This is a genomic window from Xylanibacter brevis P6B11 (genome assembly GCF_000621825.1).
Classification (GTDB): domain Bacteria; phylum Bacteroidota; class Bacteroidia; order Bacteroidales; family Bacteroidaceae; genus Prevotella; species Prevotella brevis.
Window position 1 is genome coordinate 179187 of record NZ_JHXG01000008.1, and the last position, 22191, is coordinate 201377.

Sequence of the window (22191 nt, forward strand, 5' to 3'; positions counted from 1 at the left end):
TTGCTTGCAAAGTTACAAAAAATTATGGATTCCATCACTATATATAGTGAAAAATCGTATCATTCGCCTTTAGATTCCTTGTCGAAGGCTTCATAGGCGTTCACAATTCTGGTCACCAGTTTATGTCGTACGATGTCTTTCTGGTCGAGATTGACCACTCCGATGCCTTCCACACCGTTCAGAATATGTAGGGCTTCGATGAGACCGCTCTTCTGAGAGTGGGGGAGGTCTATCTGGGTCATATCGCCAGTGATAATCATCTTGGTGTTCCATCCCATGCGTGTCAAGAACATACGGATCTGTGCAGGGGTGGTATTCTGGGCCTCGTCGAGGATCACAATGGCATCGTTGAGAGTGCGTCCACGCATAAAGGCTAGAGGCGCTATTTGAATAACGCGCTTTTCCATCATGTCCTGCAATTTTACTTGCGGTATCATGTCTTCCAGTGCGTCGTAGAGAGGTTGCAGATAGGGATCAATTTTGTCTTTCATGTCGCCTGGCAGGAATCCTAGTTTCTCTCCGGCTTCAACGGCAGGGCGACTGAGTATAATCTTCTTTGCTGCCTTATCTTTTAATGCCTTGACAGCCAGTGCGATTGATAGGTAAGTCTTACCTGTTCCTGCAGGTCCAACGGCAAAGACCATATCGTTCTCGTTGTAGGCGTTAATCAGTTTCTGTTGGTTCTCGCTTCTGGCCTTGATGGCTCTGCCAGACAGGGCGTAAACGACCACGCCTTCAGGTATTTCGTCGCGTGTTCTTTTGCCTTTTACAATGTCGATAATGTCTTCTTCTTTCAGTGAGTTAAAGCGCAGTACGTGAAGTCTGATTTTCTCGGCACTCTCTTCGAATGATGCCATTTGTTCTTCATCGCCCATGATGCGCAACACGTTGTCGCGTGCCACAATGCGCAGTTTCGGATAGAGCGCTTTCAACATTTGCAAATGAGCGTTGCCGACGCCGTAAAAGACTACTGGATCAATGTCCTCTAAAACAATATGCTTCTCTGTCAAGGTTGTAAATGTTTAGAATTTGCGTGCAAAGTTAATAACTTTCGTTGACTCTTGCAAACATAAAGCTAAAATATTCTTGTTCAAACGCATTGGTATAGGTGCTGTTTTGGGTGGTCAAAGTGTAGCTACTATTGCGTAATACTGGCGCTTTTATAATTCAAAAGAAAAGCTCTTGATTTGAATGCAGACCCTAGAAAGTCTGTTTCTAGACCCTAGAATGAGCTGTTCTAGGGTCTGCATCAACCAGTTCTAGGGTCTAGAAATGACTCTTCTAGACTCTAGATTGAGATCAAAAGTGCCACTATTGCAACTCAAAAGTGGCACTTTTGCACTTTAAAAGGGTAACTATTGTGTGCTTAAAGTGCCACTTTTATAGAGCCAGATTTATTATTTGCCTTTTGACATTGATCGATCATGAAATTCTTTATGGTATGCCGAGATAATTCTTCTTGGTTTTTCTTTTGTTTCATTGTTTTTTATTAACTTTGCGCTCAAATTCTACAAGGTAATGAATAGCAGAAGAAAAACTCATAGGAATAGCAAAAGATATATACAGTGGTTTGGTGTGACAGTCATTGTTTTGGCGTTGTTTCGATGCGCTTTTATAGGTGATTCGACCACCCAAACTAATGCTGAAGAACAAGTATGTCTGGCTGATGATGACTCAATAGCAAATCAGAAAATTGTCGATGTGCAGGAAAGTCAGGATGCTCAAGAGCAGTTAAACGCTCAGTCGCCTAGCATATCTTCGGCTCCGTCTGCTATAGACTGGTCGAAGCCTCATCGCATAAAAGGTGTTGCTAACTTCGATAAAGCCTTTCCCGATAGTAATCATGTGCAGCTGATATCCGCCCATCGCTGGGGCGTTTCGCCAGTGAAAGATCGTGTGGATGCAGAAAGACGCAAGTGCGAGTTGGTCTATATAGGTTCTTCACCTTATTATATTATTAAGCCACTCACATCCAGTATTCCTTATCTTGTACCCCATGCTGCACTTCTCCTGGAGGATATAGGGCGCAGTTTTATGGATAGTCTTCAGGCCAAAGGACTGCCTTTGCATTATGCCGTAGTGACCAGTGTGCTGCGTTCTGAATACGATGTCAAGCGCTTGCGCCGCCACAATGGTAATGCCACCGAACAGTCGTGTCACCTTTATGGCACCACCTTTGATATTAATTACAACCTTTTTGCTAAGGTTGGCGACCCAGAAGTGTGTCCGAAGCCAGACTATGGAGAGGCTCGCTACAAGCAGGTGCTCAGTGAGGTACTTAATGATTTGCGTCAGCAAGGACGTTGCTATGTGAAATACGAACGTAAGCAACCGTGTTTTCATATTACGGTCAGATAGCCTTAAAATTGCTTAAAACTTTCTTGTATTCAAGAAAAAGTTGTACCTTTGTTCGCTGAAAGTAAGTAGGCAAAACGCGTCAGCGGGCCTTAAAATGCCCTTCTCGTTGATTTTAGCCTAAAAATAAATAAGTAAAATTTGATAAAAAGTGGATCAGACTTTTGACAACGACAGAATTTTAAAGATTAACATCGAGGAAGAGATGAAGTCGTCTTATATCGACTACTCCATGTCGGTTATTGTGGCTCGTGCCCTTCCTGATGTTCGTGACGGATTCAAGCCAGTTCACCGCCGTATCCTCTACGGTATGTTGGGAATTGGAAATACCAGTGATAAACCACATAAGAAATGTGCACGTGTCGTAGGTGAGGTGCTTGGTAAGTATCACCCCCACGGCGACTCGTCTGTATATGGAGCCTTGGTACGTATGGGACAGGAATGGAACATGCGTTATACACTTGTTGACGGCCAAGGTAACTTCGGTTCTGTTGACGGTGACTCGCCTGCAGCCATGCGTTACACAGAGTGCCGCCTTTCAAAGATGGGTGAGCATATCATGGATGACCTGGAGAAGGATACCGTGGATATGGATCCCAACTTCGATAACACCCTCGATGAGCCTAGCGTAATGCCTACCAAGGTGCCCAACCTTTTGGTCAACGGTGGTAATGGTATCGCCGTTGGTATGGCTACCAATATGCCTACTCATAATCTAGGTGAGGTCATCGATGGTTGCTGTGCTTATATCGACAATCCCGATATCGACACTGAGGGACTGATGCAGTATATCCCAGGTCCCGACTTCCCTACAGGTGCATATATCTATGGTCTGCAGGGCGTAAAGGATGCCTATGAGACCGGTCGTGGTCGTATCGTGATGCGTGCCAAGGCCGAGATTGAAAGCGGCGAAATGCACGACAAGATCGTTGTGACCGAGATTCCTTACGGTGTAAACAAGGCTGATCTCGTGGCATATATTGCCGATCTGGCCAACCAGCATAAGATTGAGGGTATCTCGAACGTCAACGATGAGTCTGGTCGTCAGGGTATGCGTATCGTGGTTGATTGCAAGCGCGATGCTAATGCCAATGTTATACTGAATAAGTTGTTTAAGATGACAGCCCTGCAGAGTTCCTTCTCTGTGAACAACATTGCTTTGGTGCCCATTCCTGGCACTCATGGCAAGATGCGTCCAAAGTTGCTGTCGCTGAAAGAGTGCGTGCGCTACTTCATTGAGCATCGTCATGAGGTGACCATTCGTCGTACGAAGTTCGACTTGAAGAAAGCTCAGGAGCGTGCTCATATCCTCGAAGGCTTGATCATCGCCGTTAACAATATCGACGAGGTTGTACATATCATCCGTCAGTCAGCAACTCCTTCAGATGCTCAGCGCAACTTGGAGAAGCGCTTCGATCTGGACGAGCTGCAGTCAAAGGCTATCGTAGATATGCGCTTGAGCCAGCTCACCGGCTTGCGTGTTGATCAGTTGCATCAGGAGTATGACGAGCTGATGAAGCTGATTGCCGACTTGGAGGAAATCCTGAACAACCCCGAGCGTTGTAAGGAGGTGATGAAGAACGACCTGCTGGAGGTGAAGGAAAAGTATGGCGATGAGCGTAAGACCGAGATCATTCCTTTCGATCATGAGTTCAACGCAGAGGACTTCTATCCCAATGATCCCGTTGTGATTACCATCAGTCATATGGGTTATATTAAGCGCACTCCATTGAGCGAGTTCCATGAGCAGAGTCGTGGTGGAGTAGGTGCTAAGGCAGCCCGTCATCGTGACAATGACTTCACCGAGTATATCTATCCTGCCACCATGCACAACACATTGCTGTTCTTCACTCAGAAGGGTCGTTGCTACTGGCAGAAGTGCTATGAGATTCCCGAGGGTGACAAGAACTCGAAGGGCCGTGCTATCCAGAATATGCTGAACATTGAGCCCGACGATGCTATCAATGCCGTACTGCGCATCAGCAAGTTCGACGATGAGGAATTCCTGAACAGTCACTACGTGATGTTTGCTACCAAGCAGGGTATCGTCAAGAAGACCTGTCTGAACCAGTATAAGAATGTACGTTCTGCCGGTGTGATTGCTATCAACATCAACGAAGGCGACCAGGTTGTCAGCGTGCGTCTGACCAATGGTAACAACGAGATTATCCTGGCCAACCGCAACGGACGTGCTGTTCGTTTCAACGAGAACACTGTTCGTACCATGGGACGTGTGTCAACAGGTGTTATCGGTATGCGTCTTGATGATGGCGATGATGAGGTAGTAGGCATGGTATGTGTCAACGATCCCCAGACAGAGACCATTATGGTTGTTTCGGAGAATGGTTACGGTAAGCGTTCGGACATCGAGGATTATCGCATCACTAACCGTGGCACCAAGGGTGTTAAGACTCTTGCCATCACCGAGAAGACTGGTCGTTTGGTAGCCATCAAGGTGGTGACCGACGAGAATGACCTGATGATCATTAATAAGAGTGGTATCCTGATTCGTCTGAACGTCAGTGAGGTTCGTGTCATGGGTCGTGCCACACAGGGCGTTCGCCTGATCAATCTTACGAAGAAGAACGACACCATCGCCAGCGTTTGCAAGGTGCAGAAGTCTGAAGACGACCTGATTGAGGAAGACGTAGAGGATGTTGATGCCTCTGAAGTTTCTGAGACACAGGAGACACCAGATAATAATAATGAATAAACCATTTAACTAATAATTATTATGATGATGAAAAAGTTAATGACGATGGCCCTGATGGCAGCAGCTGCCACCACAGCCTTTGCTCAGGATGCCGTAGTAAAAGAGGCTAAGAAGCTCCTCTCTAGTAAGGACTTTGATGCTGCTATAGCTAAGTTGGCACCAGCTCTCACATCCGACGAAACCCTTGATAAAGAGGCAGCTTGGAAGTTGCAGTCGGATATCTGCTATGATAAGTATATGGCTATTCAAACCATTGATGCCCAAAACCAGCTGACCAAACAGAATACCCCCTATGATACCCTCGGTATGTATAAGGCTGCTGTTGCTACCTGGGAGGCAGCTCTGAAGTGCGATGAGTTCGACCAGTTGCCCGATGCTAAGGGTAAGGTGAAGCTGAAGTATCGCAGTGCTTCACAGGGTCGTTTCAAGAACCACGGTATCGCTCTGGTACAGGCTGGTCAGTTCTTCTACAACCAGAAGGATCAGGATGAGGCTCTTAAGGACTGGGAACTCTATCTGAACATGCGTAACACCTCTATCTTTGAGGGCGTGAAGGACTTCCCCCAGGATCCTTTCTTCTATGACATTGCCTACTATGCAGCATTCCTTTCTTATCAGAATAAGGATTATGTGAAAGCCGAGCGTTATGCTCGTCTCACAGCTCAGGATCCTGCTAAGGCTGATGAGGCCAAGGAGATTCTGCTCTTCTCTCAGAAGGAGAACTGCAAGACTGCTGCCGACACACTGGCATTCATCAACCACCTGAAGGATTTGCACAAGGCTGAACCCGCTGAGCAGCGCTACTTCAACCTGCTGGTTGAGTTCTATGCTAAGGCAGGAAATGAAGAGATGCGTGCTTTCGCTGAAGAGGAGATTGCTGCTGATGCAAACAACAAGACCGCTTGGTTCCTGAAGGGCTATGCCGACATGCAGGACGAGAAGTGGGATGCCGCTATCGAGGACTATAAGAAGACCATCGAGATTGATCCCGCTTATATCGAGGGTAACTTCAACCTGGGTGTCTGCTACAACTCAAAGGCACGTGCTTTGCAGGATGAGTTGGCCGACAAGCGTACCGGTACTATCACTGTGGCTAACTTCGAGAAGGTAAAAGAGGTACTCGCTGTATCTAAGGTTTATCTGGAGAAGGCACGTGAACTCGACCCACTGCGCGAGAAGTGCAATTGGGCTTATCCCCTCTGGCAGGTTTACTATGCCTTGAAGATGGATAAAGAAGCTGCCGAGATGGAAGCACTGAACAAGTAAAGAATAGAAACACACTAAATGATGAAGCAAATCATTTCGACGTTGCTTCTCTTACTATCAATAACACCGTGCCTGATGGCTCAGAAAAAAGAGCTCAGTCAGGCACGGTCTTATATCAAGAGCGGCAACTATGACGGAGCAGATCAGCTGATGATGAATCTGCTCAAAGACACGGCAAATAGGGCCAACGAGAAGGTCTATTTGACGTTGTACGACGCAGTGCGCGGAAAATACAATCAGGGTAACGAAAAATTTTATCTAAAACAGTCCTTGGACACAGCGGCCTTTTTCGGCAATGTAAACCGCATGTTCACGGTCCTTGAGACGCTTGACAGTATTGATGCCCGTCCTGATAAGAAGGGACGTGTGGCACCTTCATATCGTAAGCGTCATGCTTCGCAGATGGATGCACAGCGCTCCAACCTCTTTAATGGTGGCGTGTTTCATGTGCGGAAAGGCAATTGGAAAGATGCCTACAAATTCTTTCAGACCTACATCGACTGTAGGAAGCAACCTCTTTTCACTGGCTATGATTATAATACCCGCGACAAGAGAATGCCTGAGGCTGCCTATTGGGCCACGTTCAGTGCCTACAAGCAGCACGACCCTGAGTTGACTCTACGTTATCAGAACACGGCTCTTCTAGACTCTTCACGTGCTGCGTTCACACTGCAGTATGTAGCCGAGGCTTACCTGTGGCAAAACGACCGCGACCTTTATCTGACCACTCTTCAGGAGGGCTTCCGCCGTTTTCCTCAGTTCGCTTACTTCTTTCCTCGTCTAATAGATGAATATACCCGTCTGGGACAACATGAAAAGGCGTTGGCTGCAGCAGATAGTGCCATCGCAGTGAACGACAGCAGTCAGCTATTCCTCTTTGCTAAGTCTTCTGCTCTGCTGCGTCTTGAGCGCAACGAGGCTTGTATAGAGGTGTGTCAGCGCCTGATACAGTTGAACGACAGTCTGTCTGAGGTCTACTTCAATGCCGGAACGGCTCATATGAACATTGCTATGATGGCTAGTGAGGACAATGATAAAAAGACTGCTAGTCAGCACTATCAGAGTGCTCGCACCTATATGGAGACCTACCGCAAGATGTGTCCCGATGAGAAGAGCAAGTGGGCACCTGCCCTTTATCGCATCTATCTCAATTTGAATATGGGACGTCAGTTTGACGAGATTGACGAGTTGTTGAAAAAATAAATAACCTTGAATAGTTATGAAGAAACAAATCTGCATCGTAGCTGGTGCACGTCCAAATTTTGTTAAGGTGGCACCACTCATTCGTGCCATAGAAAAGAGTGGGGCAGCAAGCTATCAGCTGATCTACACTGGTTGTGAGGATGATCCCACACTTGAACCCACGCTTTTTGAGGATTTGCAGATGCCACGTCCCACAATCTATCTGAATGTGGACAGTGTCAAACTGAACGAGATAACAAGTCGTGTCATGGCCGAGTTCGATCAGTATCTGGATCAGCATCATCCCGATGTGGTTATTGTGGTCGATGATTTGGCCTCAACGATGGCTGCTGCCATTGTTACCAAAAAGCGAGGCGTGCGCTTGGCTCATCTGGTGGCAGGCACTCGTTCGTTTGACATCAACATGCCTAAAGAGATTAATCGTCTGGTGATTGACGCATTGAGCGACTATCTTTTCACAGCAGGCGTGAAGAGCAACAGTGTAGCAACTCGTGAACAGGGGGATATAGGCCAAACCTATATGGTTGGTAATATACTGATGGACTCGCTCCGTTTCAACCACGACCGTCTGCGTCGTCCGGCTCTCAATGTTCAAGAGGGTGCTTATCTGGTGTTTACGCTGAACCGCAAGGCCTTGATGGCTGATCAGGATAATCTGAAGAAAATGCTTGATGCGCTCGTGCAGTCGGCTGGCGATATGCCTATCATAGCACCTCTGCGCGGTCAGGCAGCCAAGGTTGTGGCCTCGGTGTCTAACTGTATTCAAATTATCGATTCGCTGAGCTATTTGGAGTTTGGCTGGCTTACAGCCCATGCCCGCGGTATTATCACCGATAGTGGTAATGTCTCGGAGGAAGCTACCTTCAATGGTGTGCCATGTATCACGCTGAATAGTTATACCGAACACCAGGAAACAGTTACCGTGGGTTCTAACGTACTGGTGGGCGAAGATGCTGATCGTCTGCAAGAGGAGGTCAGCAAGATGATAGCTGGCAATTGGAAGAAGAGTGCATTGCCCGATCGTTGGGATGGACGTACGGCTGAGCGCATTGTTAGAATCTTAACTGAAGTATAACGCGTGAAACGTTTCAAATAAAGAGCTCCCCTGATTTTGGATTATCAAAGTCTGTGGGAGCTCTTTTTATTTTCTTATTTCTTTTGATATGCCACCATTTTCATGATTACTCATTTTTAGGTATCTCGTGTTGAAACTTATATTTCTATATTGATCTTTTGGAAAATATTTGTAACTTTGCAAACCGAAAGAGAATAGAACTATGAGATTATCAGAACTGAATACAGGCGAAAAGGGTGTTATTGTAAAGGTATTGGGACACGGTGGCTTCCGTAAGCGTATTATAGAAATGGGTTTTGTAAAGGGGAAAACCGTCGAGGTTCTTCTGAACGCACCTTTGCAAGATCCCGTGAAGTATAAAGTGATGGGCTACGAGGTAAGCCTGCGCCGCCATGAAGCCGAACAGATAGAAGTGGTTCAAGACCAATTGCCAGTTGCCGTTGCCAGTTCTGTTAGCGAAAGTCAGGAAAGCGTCAGTGAGGAACGACGTGATGTCCATCACGAGGCGCTCCGAAAACGCCGTCATTTGAATGTGGCGCTAGTGGGTAATCCCAACTGTGGCAAGACCTCTCTGTTTAACTATGCCAGCGGAGCCCATGCCCATGTGGGTAACTATAGTGGCGTTACCGTAGATGCAACCGTAGCTAAGACCGAGATGTACGGCTACGAGTTTGAACTTACCGACCTGCCTGGTACTTATTCGCTCTCATGCTATTCACCCGAAGAATTGTACGTCAGAAAACACTTGGCAGAGGCCATGCCTGATGTAGTTATCAACGTTATTGATGCGTCAAATCTAGAGCGTAATCTCTACCTCACCACTCAATTGGTGGATATGAATGTACCTATGGTGGGAGCGCTCAATATGTACGACGAATTCGAACGTCGTGGCGATAGTCTGGATATCGACACACTCTCTCATCTTTTTGGAGTCCCCATGATTCCAACTTCCTTTAAGAGTGGCATGGGGGTCAAGGAACTTTTTAAGGCTGTCATCCAAGTGTACGAAGGTAACTTGGGACCTTCGCGTCATATTCATATCAACTATGGTCATGAATTGGAAAACGGTATTAGCGATATTCAGGCCTATCTGAAGGCCGACGAGCATATCCGTCAGCGCTATTCTACACGCTACCTGGCCATTAAATTACTGGAACACGACAGTGATGTGCTGCAGTATGTTGGCAATCACTTGGAAGGTGAGAGCAAAAAGACACAGCGCCGCTTGTTGCTGGCTGCACGTGATAAGGCCGATACACGTATTAAAGAAGAAACAGGAACCGACGCGGAAACGGCTATTATGGATGCGAAGTATGGCTTCATCAATGGCGCACTTACTGAATCAAAGTTTCGTACTGGCGAGAAAGAAGACACCTATCGTACAACGCACCTCATAGACCGTGTGATGTCCAACCGCTTTTTGGGATTGCCCATTTTCTTCTTCATCCTTTTTGTGATGTTCCAAACCACCTTTGTGCTGGGCCAGTATCCCATGGATTGGATTGATCAGATGGTAGAGTGGGCCAGCGATTGGGTGGGGCAGACCATGAGTGAAGGCCCGTTGCGGTCAATGCTGGTTGATGGCGTAATAGGGGGTGTGGGAGCCGTTATCGTCTTCCTGCCACAGATATTGATTCTCTATTTCTTCATCTCGTTGATGGAAGATTCTGGCTATATGGCTCGTGCTGCTTTTATTATGGACCGTCTGATGCATGTCATGGGACTACACGGTAAATCGTTCATTCCCCTCATTATGGGCTTCGGTTGCAATGTGCCGGCTGTCATGGCAACCCGCACCATTGAGAGTCGTCGTTCGCGCATCATTACGATGATGATTATTCCGCTTATGTCGTGCTCGGCGCGTTTGCCTATTTATATTATGATAATAGGAACTTTCTTTGCTGTGGAGTATCAGTCGTGGATTATGCTTAGTCTCTATGCCATTGGTATCTTTATCGCCGTGGTGATGAGCAAGTTGTTTTCACGCTTCCTCGTCAAAGGTGAGGACACCCCGTTCGTGATGGAACTGCCTCCATACCGTTGGCCTACAGCAAAGGCTATTGGACGTCATACGTGGGAGAAAGGAAAAGAATACCTCAAGAAAATGGGTGGTATCATCTTGGTGGCTTCTATCATTGTATGGGCATTAGGCTATTTTGGTCCTAATGGCGTGGCTGCTGATATGTCTAGCAGTTTTATTGGCGCATTAGGTCGTTTTATTGCTCCAGTATTCTATCTTCAAGGGTTCAACTGGCAGATGGATGTGTCGCTGTTGGCCGGTGTTGGTGCCAAGGAAATTGTGGCATCGACCATCGGAATTTTGGGCGGACTGGATGCGGTTTCTCCCCTTGCAGCTTATAGCTATTTGCTCTTTGTGCTTATCTATTTCCCCTGTATTGCCACCGTCGTAGCAGTGAAGCATGAAACAGGGTCATGGAGATGGGCTGGTTTTATGGCTCTATACACGACGATACTAGCTTGGGTCGTTTCTATGCTGGCATATCAGATAGGTCTTCTCTTCGTTTGAAAAAGAATACAAAAAAATGCACGCGCATGATAGTTTTCTCACTGAAATTGATTACCTTTGCAGTCGAATTTCAATAGAACATTTTATTCATTAAAATATAAGTAAGAAAAAGATTATGGAAAAAAGTGCATTGCAGATTGCAAGAGCTGCTTACCAGCCCAAACTGCCTCTGGGACTTCAGGGTGCAGTAAAGGTGCAGGAAGGTGCTCCCACTCAGAGTGTTGACAATCAGGAAGAGATTAAGGCTCTCTTCCCCAATACCTATGGCATGCCTCTCGTAGAGTTCGTTCCTGGACAGGAGACAGCTCACGAGAAAATGAACGTTGGTATCATCCTCAGCGGTGGTCAGGCTCCTGGTGGTCACAACGTGATTACCGGTCTCTTTGATGCTGTTAAGAAGTTGAATCCAGAGAACCGCCTGTTCGGTTTTATCCTGGGTCCTGGCGGTCTTGTTGACCACAACTACATGGAACTTACTGCAGACATCATTGATGAGTATCGCAATACTGGTGGTTTTGATATGATCGGTTCTGGTCGTACCAAGCTTGAGAAGGTAGATCAATTCGAGAAGGGTCTTGAGATCATTCGCGAGTTGGGAATCAAGGCCATTGTTATTATCGGTGGTGATGACTCTAATACCAACGCTTGTGTATTGGCAGAGTACTATGCAGCCAAGAACTATGGCGTACAGGTAATCGGCTGTCCTAAGACTATCGATGGTGACCTGAAGAACGATCAGATTGAGACTTCATTCGGTTTTGATACTGCATGTAAGACATACTCTGAGCTCATTGGTAACATTGAGCGCGACTGTAATTCTGCACGTAAATACTGGCACTTCATCAAGGTGATGGGTCGTTCGGCTTCTCACATCGCATTGGAGTGCGCCCTGCAGACTCAGCCTAACATCTGCCTCGTTTCTGAGGAGGTTGAGGCTAAGCAGATGAGCCTCGACGATGTAGTAAGCTATATCGCAGAGACCGTTGCTGCTCGTGCTAAGGACGGCAATAACTTCGGTACCGTGATCATTCCTGAGGGTCTGATTGAGTTTATCCCTGCCATCAAGAAGCTGATTGCTCAGCTTAACGATGTTTTGGCATTGCCCGAAGCAAAGAATATCAGCCGCGACGAGCAGGTTGACTTCGCTAAGAGTCACCTTACTGCCGAGAACCTCGCAGTGTTCAACAGCCTTCCCGAGGGCGTAGCCCGTCAGTTGGCTCTCGACCGTGACCCTCACGGAAACGTACAGGTTTCTCTCATCGAGACAGAGAAACTGCTCTCTGAGATGGTTGCTAAGAAGCTCGACGCCATGAAGGCTGAGGGTAAGTATGTTGGCAAGTTCTCTGCTCAGCACCACTTCTTCGGATATGAGGGACGTTGCGCTGCTCCATCTAACTTCGATGCTGACTATTGCTATGCTCTGGGTACCAGTGCAGCTCAGCTGATTGCAGCTGGCAAGACTGGCTATATGGCTATCGTTAAGAACACTACAGCACCTGCTGCTGAGTGGAAAGCCGGTGGTGTGCCCATCACCATGATGATGAACATGGAGCGTCGTAACGGTGAGATGAAACCTGTTATTCGCAAGGCTCTTGTGGAACTTGATGGCAAGCCCTTCAAGACATTCGCAGCTAGCCGCGAAAAGTGGGCTCGTGAAACTGCTTATATCTATCCTGGTCCAATTCAGTACTGGGGTCCCACTGAGGTTTGCGACCAGCCTACACGTACTCTGGCTTTGGAGCAGAGCAAGTAAATGCCTGCAAAAAAGAGATCAAAGTATAATCACAAACGCAGCAAGACGAAGAGACGTCAAGGTTTCTTTGCCTTGCTGCGTCATCGTTTACCGGGATGGACGTGGGTGCTCGGAGGTGTTGCTATGATGGGTCTCTATATCTGGGGATTCTGGTATTTCTTCGTGTCGCCCTACGGCATCCGTTGGAAGGCTATCTATGGTGAGATTGACTATCCTGCTGGCTATAATATTCACGGCATCGATGTCAGTCATTATCAAGGCACGATAGATTGGGAACTGCTGCGCAATCGCGGAACGATTGACGAGTGTCCCATTCGATTTGTCATGATTAAGGCCACCGAGGGAACCGACCGTTTGGATCCTAAGTTTAAACGCAATTTTTTGAAGGCACATGAATATGGCTTTACGAGGGGTGCCTATCATTTCTACAGCATGCACTCTGATGCTGCTGCTCAAGCCCGCTTCTTTATCAAAAATGTGAATTTGAAAAAGGGCGATTTGCCCCCTGTACTTGACGTGGAACATAAGCCTCAAAACAGAAGTAAACAGCAATTTAAGCACGACGTGCTCAATTGGTTGCGCATCGTAGAGAAACACTATGGTGTCAAGCCAATTCTTTATACATACTATCGTTTCAAACAGGACTATCTAAACGACAGTATCTTCGACCAATATCCCTATTGGATAGCTCACTACTATGTGGATAGTGTCAGCTACAAGGGGCCATGGAAGTTCTGGCAGCATACAGATATGGGACAACTGCCTGGCATCAAAGGAAAAGTGGATTTGAATATCTATAACGGTTCTTATTATGAACTGCGCCAGCTAACCATCGGCAGCCAGGAGACCATTGGAGTAGATGCTTATAAAGACGAATAAAAACTAATTTTAGAAGGTATATGGGAAAGACGAATGATATCAATAAGTTGGTTGAACAAAACCAGGGATTTGTAGTCACCACAGCTCGTCAGTATCAAGGTCGTGGTCTTGATATTGATGATCTTATCAGTGAAGGAAACATCGGGTTGATCAAAGCCGCCCAGAAGTTTGACCCAGAAAGGGGTGTGCCCTTTGTCAATTATGCAGTAGTCTTTATTCGTCAGCAGATAGAAAAATCCTTGAAGCACGAAGAAGAACTGACAAAAGTTGAGAGTAATGGTAAAGGCATGCGCCGTTCGGTAGATGCTCCTCTTGGCTCTAAGGCTAATGTTAGTCTGCTGTCTGTACTTGTGAATCCTAACTCGCCTCTTGCTGATGAACGCGTGTATAATGCTAACACGGCGGATGCTGTGGAGTATGCACTCGACAAACTAGACGATCGCTCGCGGATGGTGGTGGATGCCTATTTCGGTATCACACAGGATCACCTCACCATGGCCGAGATTGCGGAAGATATGAATATTAAGCGTGAACGCGTCAGACAGATTCGCGATTATGCCATTCGCCAGATTAAGAAACATTATAAAAATTATCTCAGCAACCTATGAAAAATCTCTTGATAATTGCATTGGCGCTTTGTTCGCTGAATGTCCATGCCGCTAAACCCAATGGCAAGTACTACAGGCTTTTCACTCCTCTAACATTCTTTCATGGCGTTTCTGGCAGTCAGCTCTCTATTGCTTCTAAAGACTCTGATGAGGTGAGTCAAGCCATCAATCAAGCGCTGATGAATGTCTATTTAAAACGTCCTGATCTGGTGAGAATCACTGAGACCGAACAGCAACATGCAGGAACTCTACGACAAGACATTATTGATAAGGAGATTGTTCAGACAGCCACTGTTGTAGAACAGGCTGAGCCCATGCCATCTGCTCCTGAGGTTGAAACTGTACAGGTGGATGTGAGCAAACCTAATTTCTGGAAATTCCGTGGAGATAGCTATCTTCAGTTTATGCAGAACTATGTCAGCGGCAACTGGTATAAGGGTGGTGAAAGTAACTATTCGGCTGTGGGTAGTCTGACGTTGGAGGCTAACTATGATAATAAGCAGAAATTCAAGTGGGAGAACAAATTGGAACTCAAACTTGGTATGCAGACTTCACGAAGCGATAGCTTGCATAAGTTCAAAGCTCACGAGGACCTGATTCGTTATACAGGAAAGGTGGGTCTTCAAGCTGCTAAACGTTGGTACTATACCATGCAGTTGCTGGCATATACTCAGTTTACTCAGGGTTATCGTGCCAATGATAAGAAAACCTACTCAGACTTTATGTCGCCGTTCAACCTCAGTGTCGGTCTTGGTTTGGATTACAAGGTAAATTGGTTGAAAGGACGTATTACTGGCACTGTCAATATGTCGCCACTTGCCATCAACTACCGTTATGTGGATCGTGCTGACCTGGCTGGCAATTTCGGTGTGAAGCTAGACCGTCATACACATTCGTTGACTGACTTCGGTTCGCAGCTCACTGCATCTATAGAATGGCGAATCAATGATGTGGTGACATGGAAGACACGTCTGTATAGCTTCTCTAGTTTCCACCGCGAGGAACTTGAATGGGAAAATACCTTTGCATTGCGTGTGTCTAAATACATTTCAGCCAACCTATTCCTCTTCCCACGCTTCGATGACAATCGTGAGCGCGATGAGAAGTTAGGCTACTGGCAGTTCAAAGAGTATTCTTCACTAGGATTCTCATATAATTTCTAATTGATAAAAAGCGTATCCTCAAGAAATCCTGAGGATACGCTTTTTTTTATATAGACTCTATTATTCTTAGTACGTTTGAACTTATGGGGGAGGTAACTATTATTTCTCCTCAAGTAGGTCAGGGCGTAAACGACGGGTGCGTTCCATAGCCTGTTCCAATTCCCAGTTTCTTATTTTTGCTTCATTACCGCTCAGCAGTATTTCGGGCACTTTCCAACCTTTATAATCGGCAGGACGTGTATAGATAGGGGCTGCTAACAGGTCATCCTGAAAACAGTCGGATAGGGCGCTCTGCTCATCACCAATCACACCAGGTACTACGCGTACAATAGCATCGGCAATCATCGCAGCCACTAGTTCGCCTCCTGTCAACACAAAATCACCAATAGATATTTCCTTTGTTATCAGATGGTCGCGTACACGCTGATCGATACCTTTGTAATGACCGGCAAGGATAATCAAGTTTCCTTTCAATGACAGCTCGTTGGCCATATGCTGGTCAAAACGTTCACCGTCGGGTGAGGTGAAGATAACCTCGTCGTAGTCGCGCTCGGCTTTCAGTGCAGTGATACATCGGTCTATAGGTTCACACTGCATCACCATGCCTGCACTGCCACCATAGGGATAGTCGTCAACACGGCGCCACTTGTCTAATGTGTAATCTCTAAGATTGTGTAGCTTGATCTCTGCTAGTCCTTTCTTCTCTGCACGTGCCAAAATTGACTCGTGGACAAAACCTTCTAGCATCTCTGGTAGTACGGAGATGATATCTATTCTCATGTTTATTCCTTTTGATAAAATGCCTTTATTCTTTCAATATATTGTTCTCCAGTGCGTGTGCCCATATCATAAACCTCTTTCATTTCATGTGGGTCGTGTGATATGTGACCGATGGGAATCTTGACTTCCGGACGAATCACCAAGCATCTGCCTGCTGCCTCAGCCTGACGAACGTAGGCCAATTGCCCATTGTACATTTCGTGGCGCAGCTCCATAGCTTTAATCATGTTCGGATATTTTCTAAGTGCAATGCGCATGATGGGCATCAGTGAGTTAGGTTGCTTTACGAACCCATCGGGTTGGGTTAGCACTACAACGTTGCGTCGGTAGCCCAACTTTTCAAAATATTCCAATGGTATGGAATCGCTCACACCACCATCCAATAGTTTAATACCTTCTAATTCAACAACCTTTGATGCTAGTGGCATAGATGCTGATGCCCGTATCCAGTCGTAAGTATTATCAGTTACCTCGTCTAGACGCTTGTAAACGGGAAATCCTGATTCTACGTCTGTGCATACAGCATAGAATTCCATGGGGTTCTCGTTGAAAGACTTGTCGTCGAAGATGTCATAGCGAGTGGGCACCGTGTGGTAGTCAAACTCAGCGTTGAAGTAGTTGCCAGTCTTTAGCCATGAGCCAATGCCGCTGTAACGCTTGTCCTTGGCAAAGCGCATGTTGTAGCGGATGGCGCGTCCTATCTGTCGCGACTTCATGTTGCAACCGAATGCAGCACCTGCTGATACGCCAATCAAACCATCGGGCCATACTTCGTGGCGCATCATCACATCGATGATGCCTGCAGTGAAGAGTCCTCTCATGGCTCCACCTTCCAGTACAAGTCCTGTTTTGCTCATATTTTAATGCAAAGGTAATATATATTTTCGAATCATGCAAATTAGAATGTGCAAATATGTCTTCATTCTGAAGAGGTTCTGCTGTTTTGCCATCTTAAAGTACTTGTTTTATAATCTAATAGTGGCTGTTCTGTGGTCTTAAAGTAACTGTTTTTGTAGTTGCAACTGCCAAAAATAGATGATTTTATTTTGTTCTGCTCTCCTTTTTTAGTACCTTTGCAACCAAATACTAAACGGGAAAGCAATGGACGATACACAGCGTATCATGGAATTGCGGCAGCAGTTGCATGAACACAATTATAAATATTATGTACTGAACCAGCCGGAAATCAGTGATCAGGAATTTGATTTCATGATGCACGAGTTGCAGGAGTTGGAGGCTAAACACCCAGAACTCTTCGATGCTAATTCGCCCACTCAGCGTGTTGGCAGCGACCTGCAGTCAGAATTCCATCAGGTGGCGCACAAATATCCTATGTTATCGCTGGCAAATACCTATAGTGAACAAGATGTTCGTGAGTGGTATGAGAGTGTTCGCAAGGGACTTGGAGGCGAGGATTTTGAGGTTTGCTGCGAAATGAAGTACGACGGATTGAGCATCTCGTTGACTTATGTAGATGGGCGACTGACGCAAGCTGTCACGCGTGGTGATGGTGTGCAGGGCGACGATGTGACGCAAAACGTGAGAACGATTTCCTGTATTCCGCTGATATTGCCTGGCAGTGGCTATCCCCGTGAGTTTGAAATTCGTGGCGAGATTCTAATGCCATGGTCTTCATTTGAACGATTGAATCGCGAACGTGAAGCTGCTGAGGAACCTTTGTTCGCAAATCCACGTAATGCTGCAAGTGGAACACTGAAGAGCCTAGATTCGAGGGTGGTGGCTAAGCGTGGCTTAGATGCATATCTTTACTATCTCCTGGGCGAAAATTTGCCAGATGAAGGACATTTCGAAAATCTACAGACGGCTCGTTCCTGGGGATTTAAGATATCAGAGGGTATGCGTAAGGTGAAGACGGTAGAAGAAATTCTAGACTTCATTAACTATTGGGACACTGAGCGCAAGAATCTGCCTGTGGCTACCGATGGCATTGTGCTGAAGGTGAACTCTCTGCGTCAACAGCGTTCGTTGGGCTATACAGCCAAGAGCCCTCGATGGGCCATCGCATATAAGTTCAAGGCAGAACGAGCTTGTACTCGTTTGCTGGAAGTAACCTATCAGGTGGGACGTACTGGTGCTGTGACGCCTGTTGCTAATATGGAGCCTGTGCAACTGGCAGGTACAACAGTGAAACGAGCAACGCTGAATAATGAGGATTTTATCAAGAGCTTTGACCTTCATATTGGCGATGCTGTCTATGTAGAGAAGGGTGGCGAAATAATCCCCAAGATTGTGGGAGTCGATGTAGAACAGCGCCCAATCATCGCCATGCCAGTTCAGTTTGTTAAACGCTGTCCTGAATGTGGCACACCGCTAGTGCGCTATGAGGGAGAGGCAGCATGGTATTGCCCGAATGATACTGGTTGCCCGCCGCAGATTAAAGGTCGTATTGAGCACTTCATAGCACGTAAAGCCATGAACATAGATTCTTTAGGTCCTGAGACCATTGATGAATACTATCGTCGAGGATTGGTGAAAAACGTGGCTGATCTCTATTTGATAGATGTGCAACAAATCAATGGCGATGGCAGTAGAACGAAGTCAGCACAGCGCATCGTGAATGGAATCTTGAAATCTAAGGAGGTGCCCTTCGAACGTGTCGTCTTTGCGCTGGGCATTCGTTTTGTTGGCGAGACTTCTGCTCGTCTGTTAGCCCGTCATTTCAAGTCAATGGATGCACTGATGGCTGCTGGTTTAGACGAACTTCAAGAAGTGGAAGGTATCGGCGAGGTGATGGCAAAGAGCATCATCGGTTTCTTCCATGATGAAAAGAATCTGGAGATTGTCAGCCGCCTGCGTTCGTATGGGTTACAGATGGAATTGCAAGCTAGCCAAACGGCTCAAACCAGCGATAAACTCGCAGGGCAGAGCGTGGTGATAAGTGGCGTGTTTGCTCATCATTCGCGCGACGAGTATAAACTCATCATTGAGCAGAATGGCGGAAAGAACGTAGGCAGCATCAGCGGAAAGACCTCGTTCATTCTGGCAGGTGAGAATATGGGCCCATCGAAGTTGGAAAAGGCGCAGAAACTTGGTATCAAGATATTAAACGAGGATGAGTTCCTTGAATTGCTAAAATGAAGATCATTGTATCCAAAGAGATAGCATCTGTATGCCCAGAGTTCGTAGGAGCAGCAGTTGAGGCACAGGTGAAGAATACAGCATATTGTGAAGCCCTGTGGGATGAAATAAAAGTCTTGCAGGCTGAGGTAACTCAGACTCTGTCAAATGAACTTTTGAAAGAATTGCCTGGAATTGCTGCTACCCGACGAGTCTATAAGGCCTGCGGAAAAGATCCCTCCCGCTATCGTCCTGCTAGTGAACAGCTGATGCGCCGTCTGCTGCAAGGTAAAGACCTTTATCAAATTGATACCTTGGTTGACTTGGTAAACTTGGCCAGCATAAAGTTTGGCTATAGCATTGGCGGCTTCGATGCTGACAAACTGGTTGGTCAGACGATAACGCTGGGGGTAGGGCGTGATGGTGAACCCTATGAAGGTATTGGTCGTGGAGTTTTGAATATTGCTGGTCTGCCTGTCTATCGCGATGAGGTAGGGGGATTCGGCACACCAACCAGTGACCATGAACGAACGAAGATGACCATTGAAACTACTCATCTGCTGGTGCTTATCAATGGCTACGATGGCAACGAACAGCGCGTGGCTGATAATGCCCGCTATATACAAGAACTACTTAAACGTTATGCCGACAGTGATGGCGGCTCAGTTACTATTTACAAATAATTAATCGACTAAGACAATGAAGAAAACTACTATTTGCCTCTTGCTAGGGGCTGTGATGACGATGTCTGTTCATGCCCAGTCGTGGACGGCTGATAATGGGAATGGAACATTTACAAATCCGCTGTTCTACGATGAGTTCAGCGACCCAGATATTTTGCGTGTTGGTGATGATTACTATTTAGCCGGTACAACAATGCACGCAGTGCCTGGACTTGTCATCCTGCACTCAAAGGATTTGGTGAACTGGGAAAATATATCGTACTGTTTCGATCGCTTTGATTTTGACGATGATGCATTCTCATTAAAAAACCATAAAGAGATTTATGGTCAGGGTATTTGGGCTCCTTGTATCCGCTATGCCAATGGTCAGTTTTACGTTTTCTCAAACGTTAATGGCAAGGGCTTGCAATGCTACACGGCTAAGGATATACGTGGCCCATGGACGCATCATAATATGAAAGGCAATATCTACGACCTTGGTGTACTGTTCGATGATGATGGAAAGGTTTATGCTATCCATGGATATGGAATGGTGAAATGTACAGAATTGAAACCCGATATGAGTGGGCCTGTAGAGGGAACCGAGCGCGTTATTATTCCTGAAGGTAATGGCGTGGGTGAAGGGCATCATATGTACAAGATTGATGGAATGTATTATCTCATCTCTACCGACTACAAACCCAATGGACGCACCCTTTGCTCGCGTTCAAAGAGTATATGGGGCCCCTATGAGACACGTGTCATTACGGCCGATGAGACCTATGGTTATCATGCTGCCTCGCTCACGCAAGTACCAGGTGGTGAGAAATATCGTATAGGTCATGATGGTACAAAGTTTAAGTTGGGACCTGTGGATCAAAATGCTACTGCCTGTTCCAATGCTCATCAGGGTGGCATCGTACAGGCTGCAGATGGCTCGTGGTGGGCACTGTTTATGCAAGACTTTCACTCGATAGGTCGCACCGTTTGCCTGATGCCTATGACATGGAAGGATGGGTGGCCAATGGTAGGCTTGGAGGGTAATTTAGGACGTGCACCTCGCACGTGGTTCAAGCCTGGTACTCGTTCCGAGGTGTCCACGAAGGTTTGCGCTCCCTATGATAGAAACGAGAATTTTAATGGCAAGACATTAGGACGTGTGTGGCAGTGGAACCACAATCCAGACGATAGTAAATGGCAGTTGAAGAACGGCCGTCTGCGCTTACAGTCGATGCCCGCAGAACAACTGATGTGGGCGCGCAATACGCTGACACAGCGCGTCATTGGGCCTAAGTCCGTGACTACCGTAGAACTGTTTGTAAAGGGACTGAAGGAAGGAGATGTTTGTGGTCTTGGAAATATCAATGTGCCTTGTTCGTGGATTGGCGTGGTGAAAGAAAATGGAAAAATGATTCTGCGCTGTTTTGAGCAGTTGACCAACGATACTGTAGATAAAGTTGTTTCGTTGCCTCAGGAAAAAATATGGTTGCGTTGCAATGGTGAGTATGACGATGATAGGGCACAGTATGCTTATAGTGTGGATGGACTTCATTTCCAGACCCTTGGTCGTGTGATGCCCCTCAGCTATCAGCTCATCTCTTTTCAGGGATCACGTCATGCCCTCTTTGCTTTCAATAAAGATGAGAAGAATGGTGGCTATGCAGAGTTTGATAACTTTATTGTAGAGGAGCCTTGTGCTGACCGTAGTGAGAATATTCCTTTTGGTAAGACGTTTCGTATTATCAACAAGTCTACGGGGCTTCCTGCCATTTGCACACCTCACGGCGTTCTCTATGATACCCGTATGAGCGACAAGAGTCTAAACACGCGCTTTCGCCTTGTTGATAAGGGGCAAGGTCAGGTGTTGTTGCAGTGCGTGGATGGCCGATATATCAAGGTCTATGGCGAGGGCCTACCTGGTGATGTGCGCTTCACGCATCATGCAGATGATGCAGAAGTGTTCCTTTGGCAAGATTACCTGAATGGCGACTTTATGCTGTTTTCTGTGCGCAATCATCAGTATATAGGCAAGAGTCCTACTACAGGTAGTCCTTATAGTATGGATTATAAAGGTGCAGATCCAGCTCGCAAGAATGGGGCTGTGTTGCACTGGGAAATAGTGGAATAAA

At 46.5% G+C, this 22191-nt stretch carries 16 protein-coding genes; 13 read left to right on the plus strand and 3 right to left on the minus strand.

All coding sequences use genetic code 11. The features are described from left to right. Nucleotides 1–59: 59 nt before the first annotated feature. Nucleotides 60–1010 (minus strand): PhoH family protein, encoded by a 951-nt coding sequence (locus T496_RS0104920; protein WP_027449761.1) that lies wholly within the window; start codon nucleotides 1008–1010, stop codon nucleotides 60–62. 565 nt (nucleotides 1011–1575) lie between these two features. Between T496_RS0104920 and T496_RS0104925 the strand changes: the two genes are divergently transcribed. From T496_RS0104925 to T496_RS0104970, 10 genes are all read left to right on the plus strand, one after another. Continuing rightward, nucleotides 1576–2358, plus strand: coding sequence for a DUF5715 family protein (locus T496_RS0104925; protein ID WP_231478005.1), 783 nt, complete (start codon nucleotides 1576–1578; stop codon nucleotides 2356–2358). A 202-nt stretch (nucleotides 2359–2560) separates the two neighbouring features. Further along, nucleotides 2561–5068, plus strand: a complete 2508-nt coding sequence (gyrA, locus tag T496_RS0104930; protein WP_394331339.1) for a DNA gyrase subunit A — start codon at nucleotides 2561–2563, stop codon at nucleotides 5066–5068. A 21-nt stretch (nucleotides 5069–5089) separates the two neighbouring features. Beyond that, on the plus strand, nucleotides 5090–6334 hold the full coding sequence (locus tag T496_RS0104935) for a tetratricopeptide repeat protein (RefSeq protein WP_081783553.1): 1245 nt from the start codon (nucleotides 5090–5092) through the stop codon (nucleotides 6332–6334). Between the two features lie 75 nt (nucleotides 6335–6409). Further along, nucleotides 6410–7537: a hypothetical protein gene (locus T496_RS0104940; protein WP_052342082.1), complete on the plus strand. Its 1128-nt coding sequence runs from the start codon at nucleotides 6410–6412 to the stop codon at nucleotides 7535–7537. Between the two features lie 16 nt (nucleotides 7538–7553). Continuing rightward, nucleotides 7554–8612 (plus strand): UDP-N-acetyl glucosamine 2-epimerase, encoded by a 1059-nt coding sequence (locus T496_RS0104945; RefSeq protein WP_027449766.1) that lies wholly within the window; start codon nucleotides 7554–7556, stop codon nucleotides 8610–8612. Nucleotides 8613–8814: 202 nt separating this feature from the next. Then, entirely contained in the window at nucleotides 8815–11139 is a 2325-nt protein-coding gene (gene feoB / locus T496_RS0104950; RefSeq protein WP_027449767.1) for a ferrous iron transport protein B, read from the plus strand. 115 nt (nucleotides 11140–11254) lie between these two features. Beyond that, on the plus strand, nucleotides 11255–12892 hold the full coding sequence (locus T496_RS0104955) for a diphosphate--fructose-6-phosphate 1-phosphotransferase (protein ID WP_027449768.1): 1638 nt from the start codon (nucleotides 11255–11257) through the stop codon (nucleotides 12890–12892). Further along, nucleotides 12893–13771 carry a glycoside hydrolase family 25 protein gene (locus T496_RS13495; RefSeq protein ID WP_044110024.1) on the plus strand — a complete coding sequence of 293 codons (879 nt, stop codon included), beginning with the start codon at nucleotides 12893–12895 and terminating at the stop codon, nucleotides 13769–13771. Between the two features lie 20 nt (nucleotides 13772–13791). After that, entirely contained in the window at nucleotides 13792–14379 is a 588-nt protein-coding gene (locus T496_RS13500) for a sigma-70 family RNA polymerase sigma factor (RefSeq protein WP_052342083.1), read from the plus strand. Then, entirely contained in the window at nucleotides 14376–15542 is a 1167-nt protein-coding gene (locus T496_RS0104970; RefSeq protein WP_027449769.1) for a DUF3078 domain-containing protein, read from the plus strand. The genes T496_RS13500 and T496_RS0104970 overlap by 4 nt, the downstream gene beginning before the upstream one ends. 99 nt (nucleotides 15543–15641) lie before the next feature. On the opposite strand, the gene trmD is transcribed toward T496_RS0104970, so the two are convergent. Both trmD and T496_RS0104980 read right to left on the minus strand, forming a co-directional pair. After that, nucleotides 15642–16322 (minus strand): tRNA (guanosine(37)-N1)-methyltransferase TrmD, encoded by a 681-nt coding sequence (trmD, locus tag T496_RS0104975; RefSeq protein WP_027449770.1) that lies wholly within the window; start codon nucleotides 16320–16322, stop codon nucleotides 15642–15644. 2 nt (nucleotides 16323–16324) lie between these two features. Next, a complete protein-coding gene (locus T496_RS0104980) occupies nucleotides 16325–17179 on the minus strand; it encodes a patatin-like phospholipase family protein (RefSeq protein ID WP_027449771.1) in 855 nt (284 codons plus the stop codon). A gap of 244 nt (nucleotides 17180–17423) precedes the next feature. On the opposite strand from T496_RS0104980, the gene ligA reads away from it, so the two are divergent. The 3 genes from ligA to T496_RS0105000 are packed head-to-tail and all read left to right on the plus strand — an operon-like array spanning nucleotide 17424 to nucleotide 22190. Continuing rightward, nucleotides 17424–19421, plus strand: a complete 1998-nt coding sequence (gene ligA, locus T496_RS13505; RefSeq protein ID WP_044110656.1) for an NAD-dependent DNA ligase LigA — start codon at nucleotides 17424–17426, stop codon at nucleotides 19419–19421. After that, a complete protein-coding gene (locus T496_RS0104995; RefSeq protein ID WP_027449772.1) occupies nucleotides 19418–20083 on the plus strand; it encodes a B3/B4 domain-containing protein in 666 nt (221 codons plus the stop codon). Before ligA ends, T496_RS0104995 begins: the two co-directional genes overlap by 4 nt. Nucleotides 20084–20099: 16 nt before the next feature. Then, entirely contained in the window at nucleotides 20100–22190 is a 2091-nt protein-coding gene (locus T496_RS0105000) for a glycoside hydrolase family 43 protein (protein ID WP_027449773.1), read from the plus strand. Nucleotide 22191: the final 1 nt, after the last annotated feature.

What these genes read in the sequence shown, in the direction of transcription:
- T496_RS0104955 (WP_027449768.1), top strand. Translation starts at nt 11,255, where the DNA reads ATGGAAAAAAGTGCATTGCAGATTGCAAGAGCTGCTTACCAGCCCAAA.
- T496_RS0104970 (WP_027449769.1), top strand. Translation starts at nt 14,376, where the DNA reads ATGAAAAATCTCTTGATAATTGCATTGGCGCTTTGTTCGCTGAATGTC.
- T496_RS0104980 (WP_027449771.1), bottom strand. Translation starts at nt 17,179, where the DNA reads ATGAGCAAAACAGGACTTGTACTGGAAGGTGGAGCCATGAGAGGACTC.
- T496_RS0104935 (WP_081783553.1), top strand. Translation starts at nt 5,090, where the DNA reads ATGATGATGAAAAAGTTAATGACGATGGCCCTGATGGCAGCAGCTGCC.
- T496_RS0104995 (WP_027449772.1), top strand. Translation starts at nt 19,418, where the DNA reads ATGAAGATCATTGTATCCAAAGAGATAGCATCTGTATGCCCAGAGTTC.
- feoB (WP_027449767.1), top strand. Translation starts at nt 8,815, where the DNA reads ATGAGATTATCAGAACTGAATACAGGCGAAAAGGGTGTTATTGTAAAG.
- T496_RS0104940 (WP_052342082.1), top strand. Translation starts at nt 6,410, where the DNA reads ATGGCTCAGAAAAAAGAGCTCAGTCAGGCACGGTCTTATATCAAGAGC.
- ligA (WP_044110656.1), top strand. Translation starts at nt 17,424, where the DNA reads ATGGACGATACACAGCGTATCATGGAATTGCGGCAGCAGTTGCATGAA.
- T496_RS13495 (WP_044110024.1), top strand. Translation starts at nt 12,893, where the DNA reads ATGCCTGCAAAAAAGAGATCAAAGTATAATCACAAACGCAGCAAGACG.
- T496_RS13500 (WP_052342083.1), top strand. Translation starts at nt 13,792, where the DNA reads ATGGGAAAGACGAATGATATCAATAAGTTGGTTGAACAAAACCAGGGA.
- T496_RS0105000 (WP_027449773.1), top strand. Translation starts at nt 20,100, where the DNA reads ATGAAGAAAACTACTATTTGCCTCTTGCTAGGGGCTGTGATGACGATG.
- trmD (WP_027449770.1), bottom strand. Translation starts at nt 16,322, where the DNA reads ATGAGAATAGATATCATCTCCGTACTACCAGAGATGCTAGAAGGTTTT.
- gyrA (WP_394331339.1), top strand. Translation starts at nt 2,561, where the DNA reads ATGAAGTCGTCTTATATCGACTACTCCATGTCGGTTATTGTGGCTCGT.
- T496_RS0104945 (WP_027449766.1), top strand. Translation starts at nt 7,554, where the DNA reads ATGAAGAAACAAATCTGCATCGTAGCTGGTGCACGTCCAAATTTTGTT.